A 21827-nucleotide genomic window follows, 5' to 3' on the forward strand; every position below is an offset into this window, starting at 1 on the left:
ATGGCGAGCGTGCTGATCGCACTCGGCGGCAATGTCGGCGATGTCCGCGCGACGTTCCGGAAGGCGATCTCGCACATCTGCGGCATGGYGCAAGCTGCGCTGATCGCGCGCTCCTCGGACTATGCGACGCCGCCCTGGGGTGACGAGGACCAGGATCCCTTCATCAATGCCTGCGTCGAGATCGAAACCAGCCTCGATCCGCATGCGCTCTTGTTCGTGATGCATAAGGTCGAGCAGAAATTCGGCCGCACACGGAACAAGGAGAGGCAATGGGGCCCGCGCACGCTCGATCTCGACATGATCGCCTATGACGATGTCAGCTTGCAGAAACCCGACCTGACCTTGCCGCATCCGCGCTTGTTCGAGCGCGCCTTCGTGCTGGTGCCGCTGGCCGAAATCGCGCCCGACCGCGTGATCTCAGGCATTCGTGTGCGTGACGGGCTTGCCAGCGCCTCGACGCAAGGCATTGAGCGGCTTCCGGATACCGGTTAACCAAAAACAACCGTTTGCAGCGACGGCCGGCCGTGGCAATTTCGCCCGCGAACAACAAGATTTTTGGGAGCCCTTGGCCGTATGACCTCCGTGACTGACGACCTGCCGCTGGCGGCGGATTTCCCCAAGGCCACGGTCAACGACTGGCGCAAGCTGGTCGACGGCGTGCTGAAGGGCGCGCCGTTCGAGAAGCTGGTCGGCAAGACTTATGACGGCCTCAAGATCGACCCTCTCTATCCGCGCGCCCGGGGCGTTGCGCCCGTGGTGGGACGGCCTGCCGCCGCGCCGTGGCAGATCATGCAGCGGATCGACCATCCCGATGCGGCGCTCGCGAATGCGCAGGCGCTGACCGATCTCGAAAATGGCGCGACGGGGCTCGCGCTGGTGTTCGCCGGCGGCAGTGGCGCTCACGGGTTCGGGCTGGAACCTTCGGCCGATGCGGTCGCCAAGGTTTTCAAGGATATTCATCTCGATGCCGGCATCGGCATCGAGCTCCAGATCGGTCCGCAATCGCGGATGGCGGCGATCCATGTCGCGGAATATGTGAAGAGCAACGGCCTCGATCCCGCCGCCTGCAACATCCGCTTCGGGCTCGATCCGCTTGCGGCCGGCGCGGTGTGGGGTCACAGCCCCTACACATGGGACGAGATCGTTCCGGCCGTCACTGGCGCCATCAAGGGGCTCGCCGCGCTCGGCTTCAAGGGACCGTTCGCGTCCGCCGACGGGCGCGTGATCCACGATGCCGGCGGCTCCGAGGTGCAGGAGCTCGCGTTCGTGCTGGCCTGCGGCGTCGCCTATCTGCGCGCGATCGAGGGCGCCGGCGTTCCACTGGAGCAGGCGCAGGACATGATCTATGCGCGGCTCTCTGCGGATGCCGACCAGTTTTTGACCATGGCAAAATTCCGCGCACTGCGGCTGCTGTGGGCGCGCATCGAGACGGCGTGCGGGCTGACGCCGAAGCCGCTGTTCATTGCCGCCGATACGGCCTGGCGCATGCTGACCCAGCGTGACCCTTACGTGAACATGCTGCGCGCGACCATCGCGACATTCGCGGCCGGGCTCGCCGGCGCCAATGCGATCACCGTGCTGCCGCATACGCTGGCGCTCGGGCTACCTGATCCATTCGCGCGGCGCGTGGCGCGCAATACGCAAGCCCTGCTTCTGGAAGAAAGCAACCTCGCCAAGGTCAGCGATCCCGCCGCCGGCGCGGGCGGCATCGAGACATTGACGGCGCAGCTTTGCGACGCCGCCTGGGCGCTGTTCCAGGACAGCGAGAAAGCCGGCGGCGCCTTCGCCGCGCTTCAGCAAGGCCTGTTCCAAAGCAAGGTCGCGGCCGCGCGAAAGGCCCGCGACGCCAACATCGCAAAGCGCCGCGACGTGCTGACAGGCGCCAGCGAGTTTCCCAACCTGCATGAGCGCGAGACGGCGGTGCTGACGGCGACGCCGGTCAAGCTCGCTCCCTACGGCGAGCAGAAATACAAGTTCGATGCGCTGCCGCCGATCCGGCTGGCGGAACCGTTCGAGGCGTTGCGCGACAAATCCGATGCGGCGCTGAAGGCGCGCGGTGCGCGGCCAAAGGTGTTTCTGGCCAATCTCGGCACGCCCGCCGATTTCACGGCGCGGGCGACCTTTGCCAAGAGCTTGTTCGAGGCCGGCGGCATCCAGGCCGTCGACAGCGAGGGCTTTGCCGATCCGGCCAAATTGGCCGCCGCATTCAAGGCCTCCGGCGCCGAGCTCGCCTGTCTTTGTTCCAGCGACAAGGTCTATCCGGAACACGCCGACGCCGCGGCGAAGGCCCTRCAAACGGCGGGCGCGCGACATATCTATCTGGCAGGCCGTCCGACCGATGCCGAGGCGGCACTCCGTGCGGCCGGCGTCACGGGTTTTGTCTTCGCCGGAGGCGATGCGCTTGCGACACTGCAAGACGCCTACCGACGGATGGAGCAGGCATGAGCGAGGCGGGCAAACCAGTTTTCACCGGCGGTTGCCAATGCGGCGCGGTGCGCTTTGCGATTTCGGCAACCCCCAACAGGGTTTCGATCTGCCATTGCCGTATGTGCCAGAAGGCGAGCGGCGCGCCGTTCGCGTCCTTCGCCGACATCAACCGGACGGACTTCGCCTGGAGCAAGGGGCAGCCGGCGTTCTTCCGCTCCTCCTCGATCGCTGATCGCGGCTATTGCGCCGCCTGCGGCACGCCGCTGAGCTTTGGCCGCATCGACGGCGACCGGATCGAGATCATGACCGGCGCCTTTGACCGCCCCGACCAGCTGGTGCCGACGCGCCAATACGGATCCGAATCCCGGCTCGGCTGGGTGGTCGGAATCTCCAATTTGCCGAGCCAGACCACGCAACAGAATTACGGACCGGAGAAGATGGCGACCATCGTCAGCCATCAGCATCCGGATCATGATTGAGCGTCTAATGATATGGTTGAAACCATGAGCCGCATTCCTGATTTCGCCGACGTCGCCTTCGAGCGCATCGCTACCGCCGCGCCGTCAGGCAGCGCCGAGCCGTGGCTGACGCCCGAGGGCATTCTGGTGAAGCCCGCCTATGGCGAGGCCGATCTCGCCGGGCTCGATTTCCTCGAGACCTATCCGGGCATCGCGCCGTACCTGCGCGGCCCCTACCCGACCATGTATGTCAATCAGCCCTGGACCGTCCGGCAATATGCCGGCTTCTCCACGGCGGAGGATTCCAACGCATTCTACCGCCGCAACCTCGCGGCCGGACAGAAGGGCCTCTCGGTCGCCTTCGACCTCGCCACCCATCGCGGCTATGACAGCGACCATCCGCGCGTCGGCGGCGACGTCGGCATGGCCGGTGTTGCCATCGATTCCATCTACGACATGCGCACGCTGTTCGCAGGCATTCCGCTCGACCAGATGAGCGTGTCGATGACCATGAACGGCGCGGTGCTGCCGATCCTCGCGCTCTATGTCGCCGCCGCCGGCGAACAGGGCGTGCCGCCGGAAAAGCTCTCGGGCACCATTCAGAACGACATTCTGAAAGAGTTCATGGTGCGCAACACCTATATCTATCCGCCCGCGCCCTCGATGCGGATCATTTCGGACATCTTCGCCTATACCTCCACGAAGATGCCGAAATACAATTCGATCTCGATCTCCGGCTATCACATGCAGGAGGCCGGCGCGACGCAGGACCTCGAGCTCGCCTATACGCTCGCCGACGGCGTCGAATATCTGCGCGCCGGTCTTGCCGCGGGCCTCGACGTCGACCGCTTCGCGCCGCGCCTGTCGTTCTTCTGGGCGATCGGCATGAACTTCTTCATGGAAGTCGCCAAGATGCGCGCCGCGCGCCTGCTCTGGGCGAAGCTGCTGAAGCCCTTTAACCCGAAAGACCCGCGCTCGCTGTCGCTGCGCACGCATTGCCAGACTTCGGGCTGGTCTTTGACCGCACAGGACGTGTTCAACAATGTGATGCGCACGACGGTGGAGGCGATGGCGGCCACCCAGGGCCACACCCAGTCGCTGCACACCAACGCGCTCGACGAGGCCTTAGCGCTGCCGACCGACTTCTCGGCCCGCATCGCCCGCAACACCCAGCTGTTCCTGCAGCAGGAGAGCGGCACCACCCGCATCATCGATCCCTGGGGCGGCTCGTATTATGTCGAGCGGCTGACGCGCGACCTCGCGGCGAAGGCCTGGAGCCACATCCAGGAGGTCGAGGAGCTCGGCGGCATGGCCAAGGCGATCGAGGCCGGCGTGCCCAAGCTGCGCATCGAGGAGGCCTCGGCCAAGACGCAAGCCCGGATCGATGCCGGCAAGCAGGCGGTGATCGGCGTCAACAAGTACAAGCCGACGGATGAGGCTCCCATCGACATCCTCAAGGTCGACAACACCAATGTCCGCCGCCTCCAGATCGACAAGCTGACGCGGCTGAAATCCGAGCGCAACCAGACCGACGTCGACGCGGCGCTTGCCGCGCTGACGCGCTCGGCCGGCGAAGGCAACGGCAATCTGCTCGCGCTCGCGATCGACGCAGCACGGGCGAAGGCGACCGTCGGCGAAATCTCGGACGCGATGGAAAAGGTGTTCGGCCGGCACCGCGCCGAGATCAGGTCCATCACCGGCGTCTACAAGCGGGAGGCGTCCAGCATGGGTAACCAGGTCGAGAAGGTTCAGGCGCTGATCGACGCCTTCGAGGAGGCGGAAGGCCGCCGGCCGCGCATCCTGGTCGCCAAGATCGGCCAGGATGGCCACGACCGCGGCCAGAAGGTGATTGCCTCGGCCTTCGCCGACATCGGCTTCGACGTCGACATCGGGCCGCTGTTTGCAACTGCCGATGAAGCTGCGCGGCAGGCGGTCGAGAACGACGTGCACATCCTCGGCGTCTCCTCGCTCGCCGCCGCCCATCTCACCGCAGTGCCTGAACTCAAGGCCGCGCTGAAGAAACAGGGCCGCGACGACATCATGATCATCATCGGCGGCGTGGTGCCGCCGCAGGATTACGACGCGCTCTATGCGGCCGGCGCCGAAGCCATCTTCCCGCCGGGCACGGTGATCGCGGAAGCCGCCGAGGAGCTGATCCGCAAGCTGAATGCCCGGCTCGGGCATAGCGAGGCGGCGGAGTAGATGGTACGCTGGCCGTATCACCGGCCGGATTGTCTCCATGACACGTGATGAGGTCATCGCTGCGATACGCCAGAACGCTGATGCCATCAAAGCCAAGGGCGTCTCGAAGCTCGCCATCCTCGGCACGCGGGACGGCGACGATTATCACCCGCACAGCGACATCGATGTCCTGGTCGAGGTCGAACCGGAGGCCTCTTTCTCGCTGCTCAACCTGATCGACGTCGAGCAGATCATCGAGGATGCGACCGGCTTGCAGGCGCAGGCGACTGTCCGGCGCTCCGCCTCCCCCCACTCTGCGCAGCAGATCGCAGACCACATCCTCGAAATATTCTGACGCTCACGTAAGGAGCACTCCCATTGAAGTTCATGATCGGTTTGAGCGTCGCCATGGCGCTTAGCGCAACGTGCGTGATCTCCGCCCTCGCCGCGGACCCCAAGCCCGACGCCATCATCAAGACCAAGAGCATCGACGCCCGCGTCTTCCTCGACGACAGGATCAAGGCGGATGCGGCGCTCGCGGCGGATTGCCTGGCCGAAGGCAGGAAGTGGCTCGACAAGAACGCGGCCGAGGCCGCCGCCTCGCGCAAGGAAGATCCGCAGTTCTTCAAGGACGGCGGCTGGGATTTCGAGCGCAAATATGCGATCCGCTCCGTTGTTGCAGATCGCTATGTCAGCGTCCTGCGCAACGACTACATGGACACTCATGGCGCCCATCCCAACTCGGACGTGAACACGATCCTGTGGGACAAGAGCGAGGGCAAGCGCATCTCGATCCGCCCGTTCTTCACCGAGACCACCGACAACGGGGCAACTATGAAGGCGATGGTGAAGGCCGTGATCGCTTCGCTGAGAGTCGAGAAGAAGAAGCGCGACACCAGCGAGACCGCGACCGACGAGTGGTTCAAGAGCGTCGAGCCGAGCCTGCTCAAGATCGGCGCGGTGACGCTCGCGCCGTCAACCGAAACGGGCAAGAGTTCCGGGCTCACCTTCCACTATCCGCCTTACGCGGTCGGCCCCTACGCCGAGGGCGAATATGTCGCCTTCGTGACGTGGGAAACGCTGAAGACCTATCTCACGGCGGAAGGCATGCGTATCTTCGGCGGTGCGCGACCGAAGGGCGACGCGGCGGAGCCGCAGTGATGATGTTTTGAGCAGCGACACATTGCTCACAACGCTGTGGTAGCGCTACCTTGCAGCGGCGCCGCAAAGCCGACTAGAATGCCTTCATTGACAAGAGCGCCCGGTGTCACGGGCGCCGCTGGGAGGCATTGATGTCCAAGATTTCGCGCCGCACTTTTGCGGCCTCTTCCGCCGCGATTGCCGCATCCGCCGCATTCGGTCTCACACCCGCACGCGCACAGGCGTATCCGGCCCGGCCGGTCACCGTGATCGTGCCCTGGGGTGCCGGTGGCGGCACCGACGCGACTGCGCGCATTGTCGCAGCCCTCCTGGAAAAGGATCTCGGCCAGCCCTTCAACGTCGTCAACCGCACCGGCGGTTCAGGCGTGGTCGGCCATAGCGCGATCGCGACCGCGCAGCCGGACGGCTACACGATCGGCATGCTCACCGTCGAAATCTCGATGATGCACTGGCAGGGCCTCACCGAGCTGACGCCGAAGAGCTACACGCCGCTGGCGCTGATGAACGAGGACCCGCCCGGCATCCAGGTCTCCTCCTCCTCGCCCTACAAGACCGTCAAGGAGCTCGCCGAAGCCATCAAGGCGGCGCCTCCCGGCAAGTTCAAGGCGTCGGGCACCGGTCAGGGCGGCATCTGGCATCTCGCGCTGGTCGGCTGGATGCAGGCGATGGGCCTGCCCGCCAACCAGGTCGCCTGGGTGCCGTCGAATGGCGCTGCGCCCGCGATGCAGGATCTCGCCGCCGGCGGCCTCGACCTCACGACGTGCTCGGTGCCGGAGGCGCGCGCCATCATCGAGGCGGGCAAGGCAAGGAGCCTTGCCATCATGGCGCCGGCGCGCAACCCGATCTTCAAGGACGTGCCGACGCTGAAGGAGGCGATGGGCATCGACTACGCAACCGGCGCCTGGCGCGGCATCGGCGCACCGAAGAACCTGCCGCCGGAGATCGCAACGAAGCTCACCGCAGCGCTGAAGAAGGTCTACGACTCCGCCGAGTTCAAGGACTTCATGAGCAACCGCGGCTTCGGTACGGTGTGGGGCGATGCCGGTCAGTTCGCAAGCTTCATGGACAAGGGCGACGCCCAGATGGGCGAGGCGATGAAGGCCGCCGGCCTGAGCAAGGCGTGATCCGGACCTGCGATGCTCTGATCGCCTCCCCCCGCTTGCGGGGAGAGGCCGGAATTCGCGCGAAGCGCGGGTTTCGGGTGAGGGGGACTCTCTACGAGTCCAATTCTCACCTCCCCCGCGGAGAGCCCCCCTCACCCCAACCCTCTCCCCGCGCGCGGGGAGAGGGAGAATACCTCGCATAGGATTCTCACATGCGTCTTCCCGACTCCGTCACGGGATCGTTTCTCGTCGTGCTCGGCGCGGCGGCTGCCTATGGCGGCTGGATCCTGCCGCCGGTGCCGGGGCAGCCGGTCGGCCCCAACGTATTTCCGCTCGTGATCGGCATCGGGCTCGCGCTGTGCGGGCTCGCGATCGTGTTCGGCATCGGCCATTCCTTCGAGGAGGAGGAAGAGCTGGTCCCGCTCGAGGACGGCCAGGTGGCGGCCGCACCGCCGCCGCAGGGCAAGCTCTACGGCCTGCGCGCCCTGCTGCCGCCGGCGCTGCTGCTGTTCTACGTCGCCGCCGCCGACCGGCTCGGCTTCATCATCACCGCGGCGATCATGGTCTACGTCACCTCGACCGCGCTCGGGGCGAAGTGGAAGCTGGCACTGCCGCTCGCGGCGCTGTCGCCGTTCGCCATCCACCTCATCTTCGGCAAGCTGCTGCGCGTGCCGCTCCCCGCTGGCCTGTTGCCGACGCCCTGGTGATCCCATGCTCAAGACCCTCATTGAAGCATTCGCGCTGATCTCCACCTGGGAGGTCATCATCGCGATGTTCGCAGCCTCCGTGTACGGCCTCGTCATCGGTTCGCTGCCGGGCCTGTCGGCGACGATGGCGACCGCCCTGCTCGTCCCCGTCACCTTCTACCTCTCGCCGATCGCGGCGATCGCAACCATTGTCGCAGCCTCCTCGATGGCGATCTTCTCGGGCGACATCCCCGGCGCGCTGCTGCGCATTCCCGGCACCCCCGCCTCGGCAGCCTATGCCGACGAGGCCTACGCCATGACGCGCAAGGGCCAGGCTGAGCTGGCGCTGGGGGCCGGCGTCTGGTTCTCCGCCGTCGGCGGCATTGCCGGTGTGCTGTCGCTGATGATCCTGGCGCCGCCGCTCGCCGAGATCGCGCTCTCGTTCTCGACCTTCGAATATTTCTGGCTGGCGCTGCTCGGCCTGATGTGCGCCACTTTGGTTGCGCGCTCCTCGCCGGTGAAGGCGATCGCGGGCATGTTCCTCGGCTTGCTGGTGTCCTGCATCGGTATCGAGAATCCGGGCGGCGTGCCGCGCTTCACCTTCGGCATCACCGATTTGTTCGGCGGCATCGAGCCGATCCCGGCGCTGGTCGGCGTGTTCGCGGTGGCGCAGGTGATGCGCGCGATGCTGACGCCCGAGCCGCCGCCGCTGCCGCGGCGAAAATTCGGAAGCATCATGGCCGGCCAGTGGAAGCTGACCAAGAAATATCACTGGCAGATGACGCGTGGAAACATCATCGGCATCATCATCGGCGTGCTGCCCGGCGCCGGCGCCGACATGGCCGCCTGGGTCTCCTATGCGATGTCGAAACGCTTCTCCAAGGAGCCGGAGAAATTCGGCACCGGCCACGTCGAGGGCCTGGTCGAGGCCGGCGCGAGCAACAATGCCAGCATCGCCTCGGGCTGGGTGCCCTCGCTGCTGTTCGGCATCCCCGGCGACACCATCGCCGCGATCGCGATCGGCGTGCTCTACATGAAGGGCCTCAATCCCGGCCCGACGCTGTTCACCGAGAAGGCGTCGAGCATGTACGCGATCTATCTGATGTTCATCATCGCGAACATCCTGATGATCCCGCTCGGCATCGCCATGATCCGGATCGCCGCCTACATCCTGCTGGCACCGCGCTCCGCCATCATGCCGATCATCATGCTGTGCTGTGCGGTCGGCTCATTCGCGATCGGCAACAACATGTTCGGCGTCGTCACCGTCGCCGCCTTCGGCATCATCGGCTATGTCATGGAGGCGAACGGCTATCCGGTGGCCGCGATGGTGCTCGGCATCGTCATGGGCACCATGGTCGAGCAGGCTTTCGTGACCTCGCTGATCAAGTCGGACGGCAGCATCCTGCCGTTCTTCGAGCGGCCCGTCGCGGCGATCCTCGCCGCCATGGCGATCGGCGCGCTGCTCTGGCCGGTGCTGGTGTGGGTCTGGCGCAAGGTGAAGCCGGTGCAGACAGCGGCGGCAACGACTCGGTGATATCGGGCGAGCGGCCCTCGCCTGCCCCGCCGGGGCGTTGTAAAGCAGGGCATGACTGAGAAGAAGGCCTCGCTGGACATCAAAACCCTCGCCCGCGACTTGCGCTCCGGCAGTCGCGCAGCCCTCGCCCGCGCGATCACGCTGGTGGAAAGCCGGCGCGGCGACCATCAGGCGCTGGCGCGCGAGCTGGTGCAGATGCTGCTGCCCGACACCGGCAAGGCGGTTCGCGTCGGCATCACCGGCTCGCCCGGCGTCGGCAAGTCCACCACCATCGACGTGCTCGGGACGTATCTCATCGAGCAGGGAAACAAGGTCGCGGTACTCGCGGTCGATCCGTCCTCGGCGCGCAGCGGCGGCTCGATCCTCGGCGACAAGACGCGGATGGCGCGGCTGTCGGCCTCCAATGACGCCTTCATCCGTCCCTCGCCATCGTCAGGCACGCTCGGCGGCGTCGCCGCCAAGACGCGCGAGGCCATGCTGTTGTGCGAGGCCGCCGGCTTCGACGTCGTGCTGGTCGAGACCGTCGGCATCGGCCAGTCCGAGACCGCAGTTTGTGACATGACCGACTTCTTCCTCGCGCTGATGCTGCCGGGCGGCGGCGACGAGCTGCAAGGCATTAAGAAGGGCCTGGTCGAGCTCGCCGACATGATCGCGATCAACAAGGCCGACGGCGACAATCTCAAGCGCGCCAACATCACCGCCGCCGACTATCGCGGYGCGCTGCATATTTTGGCGCCGCGATCCGAGCATTGGCACCCGCCGGTCGAGACCTATTCGGCGCTGACCGGCGACGGGATCGCAAAACTCTGGCAGAAGGTTCTGGATCACCGCAAGGCGATGAACGCGTCCGGTGATTTCGCCGCACGGCGGCGCGAGCAGCAGGTGAAATGGATGTGGTCGATGCTGGAGCAGCGCATGCTGGCGCGGCTGCGCAGCGAGGCGTCGGTGCGGACCAAGGTCAGGAAGATCGAGGCTGAGGTGGCCGAAGGCCATCTCACGCCGGCACTCGCCGCCGAGCAGATTCTGGAGTTGCTGCAATGAGCGAAAAGCTCCGCATTCTCCTCACCGGCTTCGGACCGTTTCCCGGCGCGCCCTATAACCCGACCCAGCCACTGGTGGCGCGGCTGGCGCAATTGCGCCGTCCGGCGCTCGACGATGTCGCGCTCGCGAGCCACATCTTCCCGGTCACCTATGCCGCGGTCGACCGGCAATTGCCTGATGTGCTCGCGAAGGAACAGCCCGACGCGCTGCTGATGTTCGGCCTCGCCTCGCGTACGCCTTACCTCCGCATCGAGACCCGCGCACGCAATGCCGTCACCATGCTCTGGCCCGATGCCGCCAACACCCGCTCCAGCAAGCGCGGGATCGCCGGCCATGCGGACGCGATGACGTTCGGTCCGCACACGGCAAGACTGCTGCGCGCCGCGCGCCTCACCGGCATCGACGCGCGCGCCTCGCGCGATGCCGGCGCCTATCTCTGCAACTATCTCAGCTGGCGCGCGATCGAGAATGTGAGGGCGGGCGGACCGCAGCTTGCGGCGTTCATCCACATTCCCCTGCTCGCCCGCAGCGGCGCGGTGCGGCGCAAGGGCGCAGCCCGGATTACGCTGGAGGAGCTGGTGGACGCGGGGGAAGCGATGCTGATGGAGCTGGTGGGGCTGGCAAGGAAGCAGCGGAACACTCAGATTTCGTAGGGTGGCAAAGGCGCGTCGCGCCGTGCCCACCATACATCCGCATTCGTGTAACAATGGTGGGCACGCTTCCGCCTTCGCTCTTCGAGCTACGGCGGACAAGTCGCTTTGCCCACCCTACGGCACCGTCTTTGCGGTAAACATTTAACCCTACCGCGAACAATCCTCACCGCCCCAGCCACCCTGCGCTACCTAGTCGGTCGCGGACCTCCCGCGTCCGCCGAAGGATGCGTCATGGACCTCAATCGCCGTCATCTCATCGGAGCTTCGACCGCAGGCATCGCGGGCGCCCTCGCCATGCCGGCCGACGCCGCGCGCGCGGCGCCGCTGACGTCCCTGCTCGGCCGCGATGCCACGCAATACGGCGTGCGGCCCGGCAGCAGCGAGGACCAGACCCGCGTGCTCCAGCGCGCCATCGACGACGCTGCGCGGGCACAGATGCCGCTGGCGCTGCCACCCGGCATCTACCGCAGCGGATTGCTGCGGTTGCCGAATGGCGCCCAGCTGATCGGCGTGCGCGGCGCGACAAAAATCATCTTCACCGGCGGGGCCGCAGCGATCCAGAGCGACGGGTCGGACTCGATCGGCCTGACCGGCCTCATCTTCGACGGCGGCGGCATCCCGCTGCCGACGCGGCGCGGACTGATCCATGTCCTCGGCGGGCGTGACGTCCGCATCACCGATTGCGAGATCACCGGCTCCGGCGGCAGCGGCATCTGGCTCGAGCAGGTGTCCGGCGACATCTCGGGCAACATCTTCACCAACATCGCGGTGACGGCAGTCGTCTCGTTCGACGCCAAGGGCCTCAGCGTGTCCCGCAACACCATCATCGGCACCAACGACAACGGCATCGAGATCCTGCGCACCGCAATCGGCGACGACGGCACGCTGGTCACTGACAACCGCATCGAGGACATCAAGGCCGGCCCCGGCGGCTCGGGCCAGTACGGCAACGCCATCAACGCGTTTCGCGCCGGCAACGTGATCGTGCGCGGCAATCGCATCAGGAACTGCGATTACTCGGCGGTGCGCGGCAATTCGGCGTCGAACATCCACATATCAGGCAACAGCGTCAGCGACGTGCGCGAGGTCGCGCTCTATTCGGAGTTCGCGTTCGAGGCCGCGATGATCGCCAACAACACGGTCGATGGTGCCGCCGTCGGCGTCTCGGTCTGCAATTTCAACGAAGGCGGCCGCATCGCGGTGGTCCAGGGCAACATCATCCGCAATCTGATCCCGAAGCGGCCGATCGGCACCGCCCCCGACGACGATGCCGGTGTGGGCATCTACATCGAGGCTGACAGCTCCGTGACCGGCAATGTGATCGAGAACGCGCCGTCCTATGGCATCGTCGCCGGCTGGGGCAAATATCTGCGCGACGTCGCGATCACGGGCAATGTGATCCGCAAGGCGCTGGCCGGCGTCGGCGTCTCCGTGGTGTCCGGCGCAGGCACCGCGCTCGTCAACAACAACATGATCTCGGAAACCCCGCGCGGCGCCGTGGTTGGGCTCGATCACGCCCGTGCAGTGACGTCGGATCTGTCGGCCGACGGCGCACAGCGCTTTGCGCAGCTGGTGGTCGGCGGCAATGCGGTGCGGCGGTAGCTGCCGCCCTCATCCCGGAGCCCAAACGCTAGAACGCGTTCCTCAGCAGCGGGTACTTCGCTTGCAGGCCGTCGAGGCTGAAGGTGAATTCGACGACGCGCTCGGGAGCGGCGACAATTTCGGCGGCGGGCGGGGCGAACTGCGGCAGAAGCGTTGCCATTACAGCAGGTGTGGCGGGCGGCGCCTTCACGGCAGGTGCGGCGAACGCCGCCTTCACGGCAGGCGTGGTGAACGCCGCCATTGCGGCAGGCGCGGCAACCGGCGACCTCACGGCGGGTGCGGTGAGCGGCGCCCGCGCAGCGGGAGCCTTGAGCGGCGCGACAGCGGCGGGCGCAGTGAACAATGCCACCGTAGCAGGCGTCGCTCGCGGCGCGAGCGGGGCTTCGGTGATTTCGGCAAGGACCTCCGGCTTGGGCGCGAGCCTGACCGGGACGGCGGTCTCCGCGGCGATGTGGACGGCCTTCGGCTGCACGGTCTGGGCCTGCTGGTCGCGCGGAAACACGCGGGGCATGGTCGCCGGCGACCAGCCGAATACGGGCGAGACACTCGCGGCCGCCGCGGCCACGTCACTACCGGTCGCGAGCGCGCGCCAGGTCTGGACGGCGCGCTTGGCTTCCTGGATGTTTTCGAGGAATGCGAGCTCGGAGTGATAGCGGCGCCAGCGTCCGGTCTCGAACATTTCGGAGAGATGTTCCAGCCGCTGCTCGGCGAGAGCGCACCAGCGTGCCGCAATGTCGCGGCCACGCGCCACGTCGCGAACAGCCTCTTGGCGATGTGTCATAAACCAGCCCGTTGGGAGAAAAATACGGACGCGACGCAACGCACACGAATCAATTTAGACGCGACATGAATATTTTGTGGAAAAGTTTTGACTTGTCCAGCAACGACACGCCGGTCGTCGTCAATCACCGTAGTCGTGCGGACAATTGCTGTGTTTTCGAGTCAAGCTTCGCACAAGCATAACCGGCCTGCGGGGCGACTCCCGGACGCCGACAAGGGGCGCCGCCACGTTCGCTCAACCAGAAGCTGATCGTGCCGAGCGATTCAAGAAATCAGACGCCTGAAAAGAAAAGACCCGTCCGGGGGGACAACCGGACGGGTCGAGCCATATGGGCGCTTGGGGTGGATGGGCGCTCGCGCCTGATATGACTTATGGGGAGGGATGACCGCTCCCACATAATTTGGTCGTGGCAGCCGGCTGAACGTTCAATGCGGCGTTCGATTTCTTGGCCCTCGCACGGCGCGCAAAGTTGTCGCAGCCGCTATCGCGTCGCCGGCCTATCCGCCTGAGAAATCGTGGATTTATCGTCTGCGCTCGACAGCGAAGGTTGTTCGATCGCGCGGATGCCAGGCTCGTCGCGACGCTTCTCGGCATCTTCACGTTTTGTTGTACCGGACGCAGCCGCAACAGGCGTCGCGCTGTCGGCGGGAACGGCCATCACTGCGGCAAACGCGTCGGCCTCACCGTCGCCGAACAGATCATCACGGCCGGGTGAGCCGAGGTCGCGCGCGGTCTTCGCCAGCGTCATGCGCAGCGCCTCCGGCTTGAGCGTGTAATTGCGCTCGAGCAGCAGCGCGGCGACGCCGGAGATATAGGCGGCCGAGAACGAGGTCCCCGAGGTCATCTGGTACTTGCCGTCGGGCGCCGGCAGGAAGATGTCGACGCCGGGCGCGGCCAGCGCGATGTAATTGCCGCGGTTGGACGCCGAGAACAGCTTGTCCTGCTGGTCGGTCGCGCTGACCGCGATCACGTTGGGATTGGCGGCTGGATAGAGCGGCGGCGATTTCGCGCCGGCATTGCCGGCTGCCGCGATCAGCACCAGCCCGCGGGCGGCGGTCGCCGCGATGGCGCGCTCGATCACGGCATCCTTCGGACCGGCAAAGCTCATATTGACGATCTGCGCGCCGTGCTCGGCGGCGTAATTCAGTGAGCGCAGGACGATGTAGGACGAGCTCTGGGCTCCACCCGTCGAGCCGCCAAAGGCGCGGATGGCGATGATGCGCGCCTCGGGCGCGCTGCCCATCAGCTTGGCATGCGCCACGATGGCGCCGGCAATGCCGGTGCCATGGACATGCGGGCCCTCGGCGCTGCCGAGCGCATCAAAGTTGTCGGCGATGGAGTGGGCGAGCTCGGGATGTTGGGCGTCGATGCCGGAGTCGATCACGGCAACCGTCACGTTGGCACCGTGCGCCAGCGTATGCGCCTGCGGCAGGCGAAGCCTGGCCAGCGCGTATTGCGCGGGATCGCCCTCGGTCGGCACTGACGATTTCTGATCCTGGAGCACGTAGCGGAAGTTCGGCTGGAGCGAGCGCACGCTGCCGTCGGCGGCGAACTCACGCCGCACCGTCTCGGAAGGCCTGCCGTCCGTGATGCGGAACAGGCCGAACGTCGCCCCGATCAGCGGGAAATTCTCGGATGAGACACGCGTCAAGCCGTGGCGACGCGCAAGCTCGTCGGCTTCAGTCGCCGACAGCGCGCCGTCGATCTCGGCCACGAATTCGTTGGCGAAGGTGCGCAAGTCGACGGCGGCCGGCGTGCTGTTGCCCCGCCCCTTCCCGGCGCTCTTCTTGCCCGATTTTCCCGCGCCATCGCCGCCCGCGCCCGGCTGCGCCAGGCATTCGCCGTCGGCGTCGCGATAGGGGGCGGTGCAGGCCGGATAGAGGTTCGGCGAATAGCGCGCATAGGGCAGCACTGGGGTCGGTCGCATCCGCGCCGTGGTGGTGGTACGCGGGATAGCAGGGATAGAACGCGGGCCGGGGCCGACGCCGACAGCCCGCGCACCAACACCGGGGCTGACGCGCGCGGCGATGCTGGGAGAGATGGTCGGGGTGCGCGTGGGGACGCTGATCGTCGGCGTGCGCATGATCGCCTGCGCCTGCGCAACCTCGACGCCGAGACCGGCGAGCAGGAGTGCAGCTCCGACCGATGAAGCGTAGGCCCCGGCTCGCGACTTACTCTCGGACTTGCGCGTCATCGGTGCAGCGGCGCCTTACGGCGCCGCGACGGCGAGGTTGACGAACTTCTCGCGCGACATCCTGCCGAGCAGCGAGGCGAGCTCGTCCCGGCCCATCGCCTTGTCGAACTGGAGACGGAACATGCCGCCCTTGGCATCGCCGATGATCGAAGCCTGGTAGCTGTCGAGCAGCGCGGTGATGTCGGCGACGCGCGCCTCGGGCGTGAAGCGCACCAGCGCGCGCGCAGGTGGAGCTCCAAGCTCACGCGTGATCGGCGCGCCGACCGACAGCGAAGCGGTCTCGAAGGTCGCGGGCTGGGTCTTTATCAGCACGGCGCCGATGATGCCGGCCTGGAGCAGCAGCGCGATGGCACCCAGGCTCGCCGACCAGGCCAGCGTACGCGGCGACAGGCTCGAGAAGAAGGTCGCGATGCGCGCCGAGAGCGGCAGCGAACCGACCGGCCGCGCCGGCTCGGCGTCGATCGCGGCGAACAGCTTCTGCATCGCCCGCGCCGACGGAGCCCCCAAGCTCTCGTTCAGATGGATGGTCTCTTCGTACTCGCCGCGGATCGCGGCATATTGCTTTGCAAGCGCCGGATCACGCGCCAGCGCTTCCTCGACGCGGCGAGCGTCACGCGTGTTCAGCGTGCCGGCGGCGTGCCAGGGCAGCAGCAGTTCAATTTCACTGGGCTCTTGCTCCAGCATCTTTTTGCTCAATGCCATCATGGCCAGCCTCGCTCAACGCCGGCTGCCTTCAGCAGTTCGGCCAGTTTCTTGCGCGCATAGAACAAGCGCGTCTTCACAGTGTTCTCCGGAATACCGACGATTTCGGCCACTTCTTCCACGGATTTCTCGTGGTAGTAGACGAGATCGACGATTTCCCGATGGTCCGGCGAGAGGCCCGTCAGACACTCCCGCAACGCTTCACTGGTATCCTTTTTCTGCACCGCGATTTCCGGATCGTCAGACGAATCCTCGATCGCGTTGGCAGCTTCGTCGTCCAACCCAACGTCCTTCCTGCGCCGGAGCGCAGACAGGGCCTTGAATCGGGTGATTGCCAGCAGCCAGGTGGAAACGGCGGATCGACCCTCGAACTTGCCGGCTTGACGCCAGACGTCGAGAAACACCTCGCTGATGAGGTCTTCCGCCGCCTGCTCGTCCCGCACGAGCCTTAGCCCGAACCTGTAGACCCTGACATGGTGCCGCCCGTACAGCACCTGCATGGCGAGCCGGTCACCTTGAGCGATCCTGGCGATGAGGACCTCGTCCGAAGCCGCCTGTGTCACGCTCAATGCCCGTCTCGCAAAGTTGGTCGGGTCGGCGCGGCGGACGGTTCGACGGGCGGGGCGAAATTCTTCAGCCTACCGCAGTCACACGGGGGTCTGTGTGATCTACCCCACATACGCGAATTTTCCTTTTGCCACCCGCGGCGGTTGGCCGGCTCGCTCGATAACGGTAACATAGTAATGAAGAATTCCCTGCGCAATGCCGTCCGGCGCGGACGGCCCGACATGATGGAACCATAGCAGCCCTGCACGACGTATGTCTCACCAAGCCCTGCTTTGGCTCGACCCCGTCGCCAACGATGCCTAATCGCCGGCAAATTTCCCCGCCGGCCGCTGTCACCCTGTTGCGCGCAGCACCGTTTGGATTCGATTTCGAAGGATACCAAACCTAAAGGCTTGCCGCGTAGATTTTTGGGCGACATTCACCCTTGGCGGGACAATGAGCACGGCCGCGACGACCTTACCGGAGAGGAATGCCGCTGAGGTCGCGGATCTCGTTCTCATGCCCGACGCGGCTGCGCCCGAGGTACGAGCACGCCGGGTCCGGCAACGCCGGCAGATGTATGTCGGCCAGGTCGCAAGCTACTCGCTCGGCGCCTTCGTGCTGCTGATCTATGCCCATGACGGCGTCGTCCCGATGAACGTTCCGTCGCTGTTCTGGGTCGGCGGCCTGATGATCATCGGCATCTTCGTCGTGATGTCGGAAGCCGGCGTCGGCGACAGACACAGCGACCATTATCTCACCGTCTTCCAGATCTCGGCGCACATGGCGCTGCAGTTCATCTTCCTGGTGTCGGTGCCGACCCTCGGCATCGCCTTCATCAGCGTGCTGTTCCTGATCTTCGCCTTCGGCACGCTGCGCATGACCTCGGCGCAGGCGATGTTCACCTGGGCGATCGCGACGACCTGCCTCGCGGCCGTCTTCCTCGCCTCCGACCTGCCGATCGGCATGCCAGTCGCCACGAAGCTCCAGCGGACCGCCTCGATGCTGTGCTTCGTCCTGGTGATCGGCCAGTGCGCCTTCCTCGGCCTGTTCGGTGCCACACTGCGAAAGGTCCTGTACCGGCGCAGCATCGAGCTGAAGGCCGCCTATCAGCGCATCGAGGAGCTCGCCGAGCTCGACGAGCTCACCGGCTCCTACAACCGCCGCTGCATCATGCGGCTGCTCGATGCAGAGGTCGAAAAGTCGCAGCAGGCGTCCGCACCTTGCGCCATCGCGCTGATCGACCTCGACTGGTTCAAGCGCATCAACGACGCCCACGGCCACCCCGTCGGCGACGAGGTGCTGCGCACCTTCGCCATCACCATTTTTGCAAATATCCGCCCGGCCGACTTTTTCGGCCGCTATGGCGGCGAGGAATTTCTGCTGCTGCTGCCGGGCACCGACGGCGGCGCAGCTGGGCGCATGCTCGAGCGGCTGCGCGGCATCGTCGCCGATCTCGACTGGAGCGCATTTTCCCCCGGCATGCGGGTGACGATTTCCGCGGGCGTCGTGACGCTGCGCGACAACGATACTGCCGACACGTTTCTCGCACGCGCCGACAGCGCGCTTTATTCCGCCAAGGCGCAAGGGCGCAACCGTATTGCAACGAGCTGACTAATCCATTTTTTCCTGGCTGCGCAGAAGCCGCAGCCGGACCGAACGCTCCAGGACAGGGCCATGAGATCGAAATCCGACAAACCATCCGAGAACCTGCTTGATGAATTGCAGACCGCGCTCTCGCACGGCACCGTCGCGCGCCGGGTCGAGGCCCTGCGCCGCGTCACCGATCTCTTCATCAACAATGCGGTGGATTATTCCGACGAGCACATCAGGGTGTTCGACGACGTGTTCCAGTGCCTGATCGAGCAGATCGAGACCTCGGCGAGAGCGCTGCTCGCCAACCGTCTCGCGCCGATCGCGGCCGCGCCGCCCAGGATCATCCGCACCCTCGCGCTCGACGAGGTGATCGAGGTCTCCGGCCCCGTGCTCTCGAAATCGGAACGGCTGGACGAGGCGACCCTGATCGAGATCGCGCGCACCAGGGGCCAGGCGCATCTCAAGGCGATCTCGCTGCGGCGGGTGCTGTCGGAAGCGCTGACCGACGTGCTGGTGGCGCGCGGCAACGAAGACGTCGTGCAATCGACCGTCAGCAATCCGGGCGCGCAGCTCTCCGAGGGAAGTTTTACCGACCTCGTCACGCGCGCCGAACGCGACGATGACCTCGCCACCTGCATCGGCCTGCGGCCCGACCTGCCGCGCCATCACTACCTGAAGCTGATCGCCAAGGCGTCCCTGAGCGTGCGCAGGAAGCTCGAGACCGCGCATCCGGAGCTCGCGGACGAAGTGTCCAGCGTGGTCCAGGAAGCGACCCATCGGGTCCGCGCCGCCGCCATGACCAGGCAGACCGAAATGGCGCGCGCGCTGGTGAGATCGCTGCACGAGGACGGTCGTCTCAACGAGTTTCAGGTCACCAGCTTCGCCGAGCAGGGCAAGTTCGACGAGACAAATGCGGGGCTCGCAGCACTCGCGGGCGTCGCGGTCGAGACCGCCGAGAACATGATGATCGAGAGCCGCAACGAGGGCGTGATGGTTCTCGCCAAGGTCGCGGGCATGCAATGGTCGAGCGTCCGCGCGATCATCGCGATGCGCGAAAAGCTCTCGGGCGGCTCGAAGACCGACATGCTGACGCTGCGCGATGCCTACGAGGCCCTGCGCTCATCGACCGCGCAGCAGGTGCTGCGCTTCCACCGCATGCAGCAGGGCACGACGCCGGCGGCGTGAGGCCGCCGCCGCTAGTAGCGCAAAACTTTCGAACCCGCGTAGGCGCCGATCGCGGTCACGAGTGCCGTCGCGATCGTGTACCAGGTCGCGACGAACAGCGGCGAGTCGTCGGTGCAGTGCGAGGCGTAGAGCGTTGCGGCAAGGCCGGCCGACAGCAGGCCGGCGAGCGCGCCGGCGAGTGCAGGATGCGACGGCGCGCCGTGGCGCAGGCCGAACAGCGCGCCCGCAAGCAGCGGCAGCGACATCGCGGGGATCGCGAGCATGCACACCCGGGAGTTCTTGCCCACCAGCCGCATCGTCATCGGCATCGCCGGGGCCATCATGGTCTCGCCGCCGATCGCAACCGCAAGCAGGCCGACGGGAAGCAGCAGCAGCCAGCCCCAGCCGCGCATCAAGGCTTCGGGCCGCGACAGATGCAGGCTGACGATGATCGCGGGAATCGCAAGCGACAGCGTGACCGCGAACTTCGTGTCGAAGAACGGATTATGCATCGCGGTCATCACGTCGGGCCGCACGCCAAGGAAGCTGGCGAAGATCAGGATCGAGAACGGCGCCGCCACCAGCAGCGCCATCGTCAGCACGGCACCGACGCGCGGCGCGCGATGGGCGTTGTCGGCCGCGAGCGAGCGAATGAGTTGATCGGTATCCATGACTAGTGGTCCCGCAGTTTGGCAGTCAGCGCCGCAAGTCCGCGATGCAGCGCGACCCGCACCGCACCTTCGCTCATCGAAAACTTTGACGCCGTGTCCTTGATCGAAGCGCTGTCGACGGCGATCGACTGCAGCACGTCGCGCTGGCGCTGCGGCAGCGTGTCGAGCTGCGTTGCGACCTCGGCCGCCGAGGCCGTCTCCTGCGGTGCCTCGCCCGGCAGCGTCTCGGCGAAATCGTCGATGTTGACGAAGACCCGCCGGCCCCGCCGCCGGAGCGCATCGATCAGCTTGTTGCGCCCGATCGCAAACAGCCACGGGGCGAAGGGGGCTTCGCTGTCCCAGGTGTGCCGCTTCAGATGCACCGCCAACAAAATCTCCTGCACGATATCCTCGGCCTGGTCGGGAGGCTGCCCGGCCCGCGCCAGACCCCGCCTCGCGGCAGCGCGCAGCACAGGCGTGACCGCCTTCAACAGGCGATGATACGCCGCATCATCGCCTGCCATGGCCGACCGCATCAGGCCGGTCCACTCGTCCTCACGTCCGCGCACGCGCCCTCACCATGCAATTCGGCAGCTCTTTCAGTTTGTTACGCCGGCACCAGAAAGATCACGACTTCGTGATCTGCGCCGTGCCTCGCCACGCGATGCGGCCGTCGAAACCCGCGACGGCTCATAACACCGATCGGTCCCGTCCGCATCCGGCGGCCGGTTGCGAGGCGGCGGTTTGCCCCGCTTTTGCCCGGGATAGCCCGAAGATTCCCATTTTTTGCCCCGCTGTGGTCACGCCCCAGGGGCTCTGTTCGGTCCCGGGACAGGCGGAATTGGGGAGATCGTCAACATGATGAAAGCCAGCGGGCGCGCCGCACTGATTCTTCTTGCCGGCCTTTTCGTGCTGGTCGGAGCCGCTGCACAGGCGGCACCGAGTTCAGCCGCAAGCAGCCAATCGGACAGCGCGGGCAACCAGGCCGACGCAGTCAAGCCGAGCAAGCAGCGGCGCCATGCATCGCGCCACCGCGACAGCGGCAAGACGGCGCAGAAATCCGACGACAAGGCCGACAAGAAGGACGGCGCGGCGAAGGCCGAAAACGACGTGCCGGCCTTGAGCCAGATGCCGCCGGCAGTCGCCAACGCCAACGCGCAGATCGCCGCAGCCGATACGCCGACGGCTGCCGCGGCCTCCGCGTTGACCGGCCGCGCCAACGACAACGTTCAGGCTGCAGCCGATAATACCACCGCGCCGAATGACGAGGCTCAGGTGGTGGCGCCCGATCAGCTCAACGACATCGACCGCGCCCTCCAACAGGACCCGCCGGCACAGAAGGCGG

General features: G+C 66.1%; 21 protein-coding genes. 15 read left to right on the forward strand and 6 right to left on the reverse strand.

From position 1 onward, the window contains the following. The 12 genes from folK to AB4Z51_RS16770 all read left to right on the forward strand — a co-directional run bounded on the left by folK (position 1) and on the right by AB4Z51_RS16770 (position 12849). Entirely contained in the window at positions 1-492 is a 492-nt protein-coding gene (gene folK / locus AB4Z51_RS16715) for a 2-amino-4-hydroxy-6-hydroxymethyldihydropteridine diphosphokinase (protein ID WP_441497651.1), read from the forward strand. A gap of 81 nt (positions 493-573) precedes the next feature. Beyond that, on the forward strand, positions 574-2445 hold the full coding sequence (locus tag AB4Z51_RS16720; protein ID WP_085402700.1) for a methylmalonyl-CoA mutase family protein: 1872 nt from the start codon (positions 574-576) through the stop codon (positions 2443-2445). Further along, entirely contained in the window at positions 2442-2906 is a 465-nt protein-coding gene (locus tag AB4Z51_RS16725; protein WP_085402699.1) for a GFA family protein, read from the forward strand. Before AB4Z51_RS16720 ends, AB4Z51_RS16725 begins: the two co-directional genes overlap by 4 nt. A 24-nt stretch (positions 2907-2930) precedes the next feature. Next, complete coding sequence (gene scpA / locus AB4Z51_RS16730; protein WP_085402784.1) at positions 2931-5087, forward strand: methylmalonyl-CoA mutase; 2157 nt, start codon at positions 2931-2933, stop codon at positions 5085-5087. Positions 5088-5124: 37 nt separating this feature from the next. Next, positions 5125-5421: a nucleotidyltransferase family protein gene (locus AB4Z51_RS16735; RefSeq protein ID WP_085402698.1), complete on the forward strand. Its 297-nt coding sequence runs from the start codon at positions 5125-5127 to the stop codon at positions 5419-5421. Positions 5422-5453: 32 nt separating this feature from the next. Continuing rightward, positions 5454-6227, forward strand: coding sequence for an RsiV family protein (locus AB4Z51_RS16740; protein WP_085402697.1), 774 nt, complete (start codon positions 5454-5456; stop codon positions 6225-6227). Positions 6228-6358: 131 nt separating this feature from the next. Then, positions 6359-7351 (forward strand): tripartite tricarboxylate transporter substrate binding protein, encoded by a 993-nt coding sequence (locus AB4Z51_RS16745; protein ID WP_028146998.1) that lies wholly within the window; start codon positions 6359-6361, stop codon positions 7349-7351. Positions 7352-7542: 191 nt separating this feature from the next. Continuing rightward, the gene (locus tag AB4Z51_RS16750; RefSeq protein WP_039151132.1) at positions 7543-8037 is read left to right on the forward strand and encodes a tripartite tricarboxylate transporter TctB family protein; all 495 of its coding nucleotides are present in this window, start codon (positions 7543-7545) and stop codon (positions 8035-8037) included. A 4-nt stretch (positions 8038-8041) separates the two neighbouring features. Continuing rightward, complete coding sequence (locus tag AB4Z51_RS16755) at positions 8042-9553, forward strand: tripartite tricarboxylate transporter permease (protein ID WP_085403858.1); 1512 nt, start codon at positions 8042-8044, stop codon at positions 9551-9553. 51 nt (positions 9554-9604) lie between these two features. Then, the gene (meaB, locus tag AB4Z51_RS16760) at positions 9605-10594 is read left to right on the forward strand and encodes a methylmalonyl Co-A mutase-associated GTPase MeaB (RefSeq protein ID WP_085403859.1); all 990 of its coding nucleotides are present in this window, start codon (positions 9605-9607) and stop codon (positions 10592-10594) included. Then, a complete protein-coding gene (locus tag AB4Z51_RS16765) occupies positions 10591-11247 on the forward strand; it encodes a pyroglutamyl-peptidase I (protein ID WP_085403860.1) in 657 nt (218 codons plus the stop codon). Before meaB ends, AB4Z51_RS16765 begins: the two co-directional genes overlap by 4 nt. A gap of 231 nt (positions 11248-11478) precedes the next feature. Continuing rightward, positions 11479-12849, forward strand: coding sequence for a TIGR03808 family TAT-translocated repetitive protein (locus tag AB4Z51_RS16770; RefSeq protein ID WP_063984604.1), 1371 nt, complete (start codon positions 11479-11481; stop codon positions 12847-12849). A 28-nt stretch (positions 12850-12877) separates the two neighbouring features. On the opposite strand, the gene AB4Z51_RS16775 is transcribed toward AB4Z51_RS16770, so the two are convergent. From AB4Z51_RS16775 to AB4Z51_RS16790, 4 genes are all read right to left on the reverse strand, one after another. Beyond that, positions 12878-13630 carry a TIGR03809 family protein gene (locus AB4Z51_RS16775; RefSeq protein WP_094184353.1) on the reverse strand — a complete coding sequence of 251 codons (753 nt, stop codon included), beginning with the start codon at positions 13628-13630 and terminating at the stop codon, positions 12878-12880. A 481-nt stretch (positions 13631-14111) separates the two neighbouring features. Next, the gene (locus AB4Z51_RS16780; protein ID WP_085403861.1) at positions 14112-15824 is read right to left on the reverse strand and encodes a S8 family serine peptidase; all 1713 of its coding nucleotides are present in this window, start codon (positions 15822-15824) and stop codon (positions 14112-14114) included. Between the two features lie 15 nt (positions 15825-15839). Beyond that, positions 15840-16529 (reverse strand): hypothetical protein, encoded by a 690-nt coding sequence (locus AB4Z51_RS16785; protein WP_085403862.1) that lies wholly within the window; start codon positions 16527-16529, stop codon positions 15840-15842. Further along, the gene (locus AB4Z51_RS16790) at positions 16526-17095 is read right to left on the reverse strand and encodes a sigma-70 family RNA polymerase sigma factor (RefSeq protein WP_008140099.1); all 570 of its coding nucleotides are present in this window, start codon (positions 17093-17095) and stop codon (positions 16526-16528) included. Before AB4Z51_RS16790 ends, AB4Z51_RS16785 begins: the two co-directional genes overlap by 4 nt. A 433-nt stretch (positions 17096-17528) precedes the next feature. Between AB4Z51_RS16790 and AB4Z51_RS16795 the strand changes: the two genes are divergently transcribed. Together AB4Z51_RS16795 and AB4Z51_RS16800 are read left to right on the forward strand one after the other, a co-directional pair. Beyond that, on the forward strand, positions 17529-18686 hold the full coding sequence (locus AB4Z51_RS16795; protein ID WP_085403863.1) for a GGDEF domain-containing protein: 1158 nt from the start codon (positions 17529-17531) through the stop codon (positions 18684-18686). A gap of 63 nt (positions 18687-18749) precedes the next feature. After that, a complete protein-coding gene (locus AB4Z51_RS16800) occupies positions 18750-19853 on the forward strand; it encodes a DUF2336 domain-containing protein (protein ID WP_085403864.1) in 1104 nt (367 codons plus the stop codon). Between the two features lie 11 nt (positions 19854-19864). Here AB4Z51_RS16800 and AB4Z51_RS16805 read toward each other — a convergent pair whose 3' ends face one another. Together AB4Z51_RS16805 and AB4Z51_RS16810 are read right to left on the reverse strand one after the other, a co-directional pair. Then, a complete protein-coding gene (locus AB4Z51_RS16805; RefSeq protein ID WP_085403865.1) occupies positions 19865-20503 on the reverse strand; it encodes an NrsF family protein in 639 nt (212 codons plus the stop codon). Positions 20504-20505: 2 nt separating this feature from the next. Beyond that, entirely contained in the window at positions 20506-21051 is a 546-nt protein-coding gene (locus AB4Z51_RS16810) for a sigma-70 family RNA polymerase sigma factor (protein WP_028146986.1), read from the reverse strand. A 289-nt stretch (positions 21052-21340) separates the two neighbouring features. Here AB4Z51_RS16810 and AB4Z51_RS16815 point away from each other — a divergent pair. Further along, a partial coding sequence (locus tag AB4Z51_RS16815; RefSeq protein ID WP_441497652.1) for a hypothetical protein occupies positions 21341-21827 on the forward strand: 487 nt, incomplete at its 3' end.

The organism is Bradyrhizobium sp. 2TAF36 (assembly GCF_052114925.1).
In the GTDB taxonomy this organism is placed as follows: domain Bacteria; phylum Pseudomonadota; class Alphaproteobacteria; order Rhizobiales; family Xanthobacteraceae; genus Bradyrhizobium; species Bradyrhizobium barranii.

Coding starts and splice junctions, on each gene's coding strand:
- AB4Z51_RS16805 (WP_085403865.1), bottom strand. CDS start 20,503: ATGGATACCGATCAACTCATTCGCTCGCTCGCGGCCGACAACGCCCAT.
- AB4Z51_RS16780 (WP_085403861.1), bottom strand. CDS start 15,824: ATGACGCGCAAGTCCGAGAGTAAGTCGCGAGCCGGGGCCTACGCTTCA.
- AB4Z51_RS16800 (WP_085403864.1), top strand. CDS start 18,750: ATGAGATCGAAATCCGACAAACCATCCGAGAACCTGCTTGATGAATTG.
- AB4Z51_RS16765 (WP_085403860.1), top strand. CDS start 10,591: ATGAGCGAAAAGCTCCGCATTCTCCTCACCGGCTTCGGACCGTTTCCC.
- AB4Z51_RS16775 (WP_094184353.1), bottom strand. CDS start 13,630: ATGACACATCGCCAAGAGGCTGTTCGCGACGTGGCGCGTGGCCGCGAC.
- AB4Z51_RS16745 (WP_028146998.1), top strand. CDS start 6,359: ATGTCCAAGATTTCGCGCCGCACTTTTGCGGCCTCTTCCGCCGCGATT.
- AB4Z51_RS16785 (WP_085403862.1), bottom strand. CDS start 16,529: ATGATGGCATTGAGCAAAAAGATGCTGGAGCAAGAGCCCAGTGAAATT.
- AB4Z51_RS16740 (WP_085402697.1), top strand. CDS start 5,454: ATGATCGGTTTGAGCGTCGCCATGGCGCTTAGCGCAACGTGCGTGATC.
- AB4Z51_RS16770 (WP_063984604.1), top strand. CDS start 11,479: ATGGACCTCAATCGCCGTCATCTCATCGGAGCTTCGACCGCAGGCATC.
- AB4Z51_RS16735 (WP_085402698.1), top strand. CDS start 5,125: ATGACACGTGATGAGGTCATCGCTGCGATACGCCAGAACGCTGATGCC.
- AB4Z51_RS16750 (WP_039151132.1), top strand. CDS start 7,543: ATGCGTCTTCCCGACTCCGTCACGGGATCGTTTCTCGTCGTGCTCGGC.
- AB4Z51_RS16725 (WP_085402699.1), top strand. CDS start 2,442: ATGAGCGAGGCGGGCAAACCAGTTTTCACCGGCGGTTGCCAATGCGGC.
- AB4Z51_RS16795 (WP_085403863.1), top strand. CDS start 17,529: ATGAGCACGGCCGCGACGACCTTACCGGAGAGGAATGCCGCTGAGGTC.
- scpA (WP_085402784.1), top strand. CDS start 2,931: ATGAGCCGCATTCCTGATTTCGCCGACGTCGCCTTCGAGCGCATCGCT.
- AB4Z51_RS16755 (WP_085403858.1), top strand. CDS start 8,042: ATGCTCAAGACCCTCATTGAAGCATTCGCGCTGATCTCCACCTGGGAG.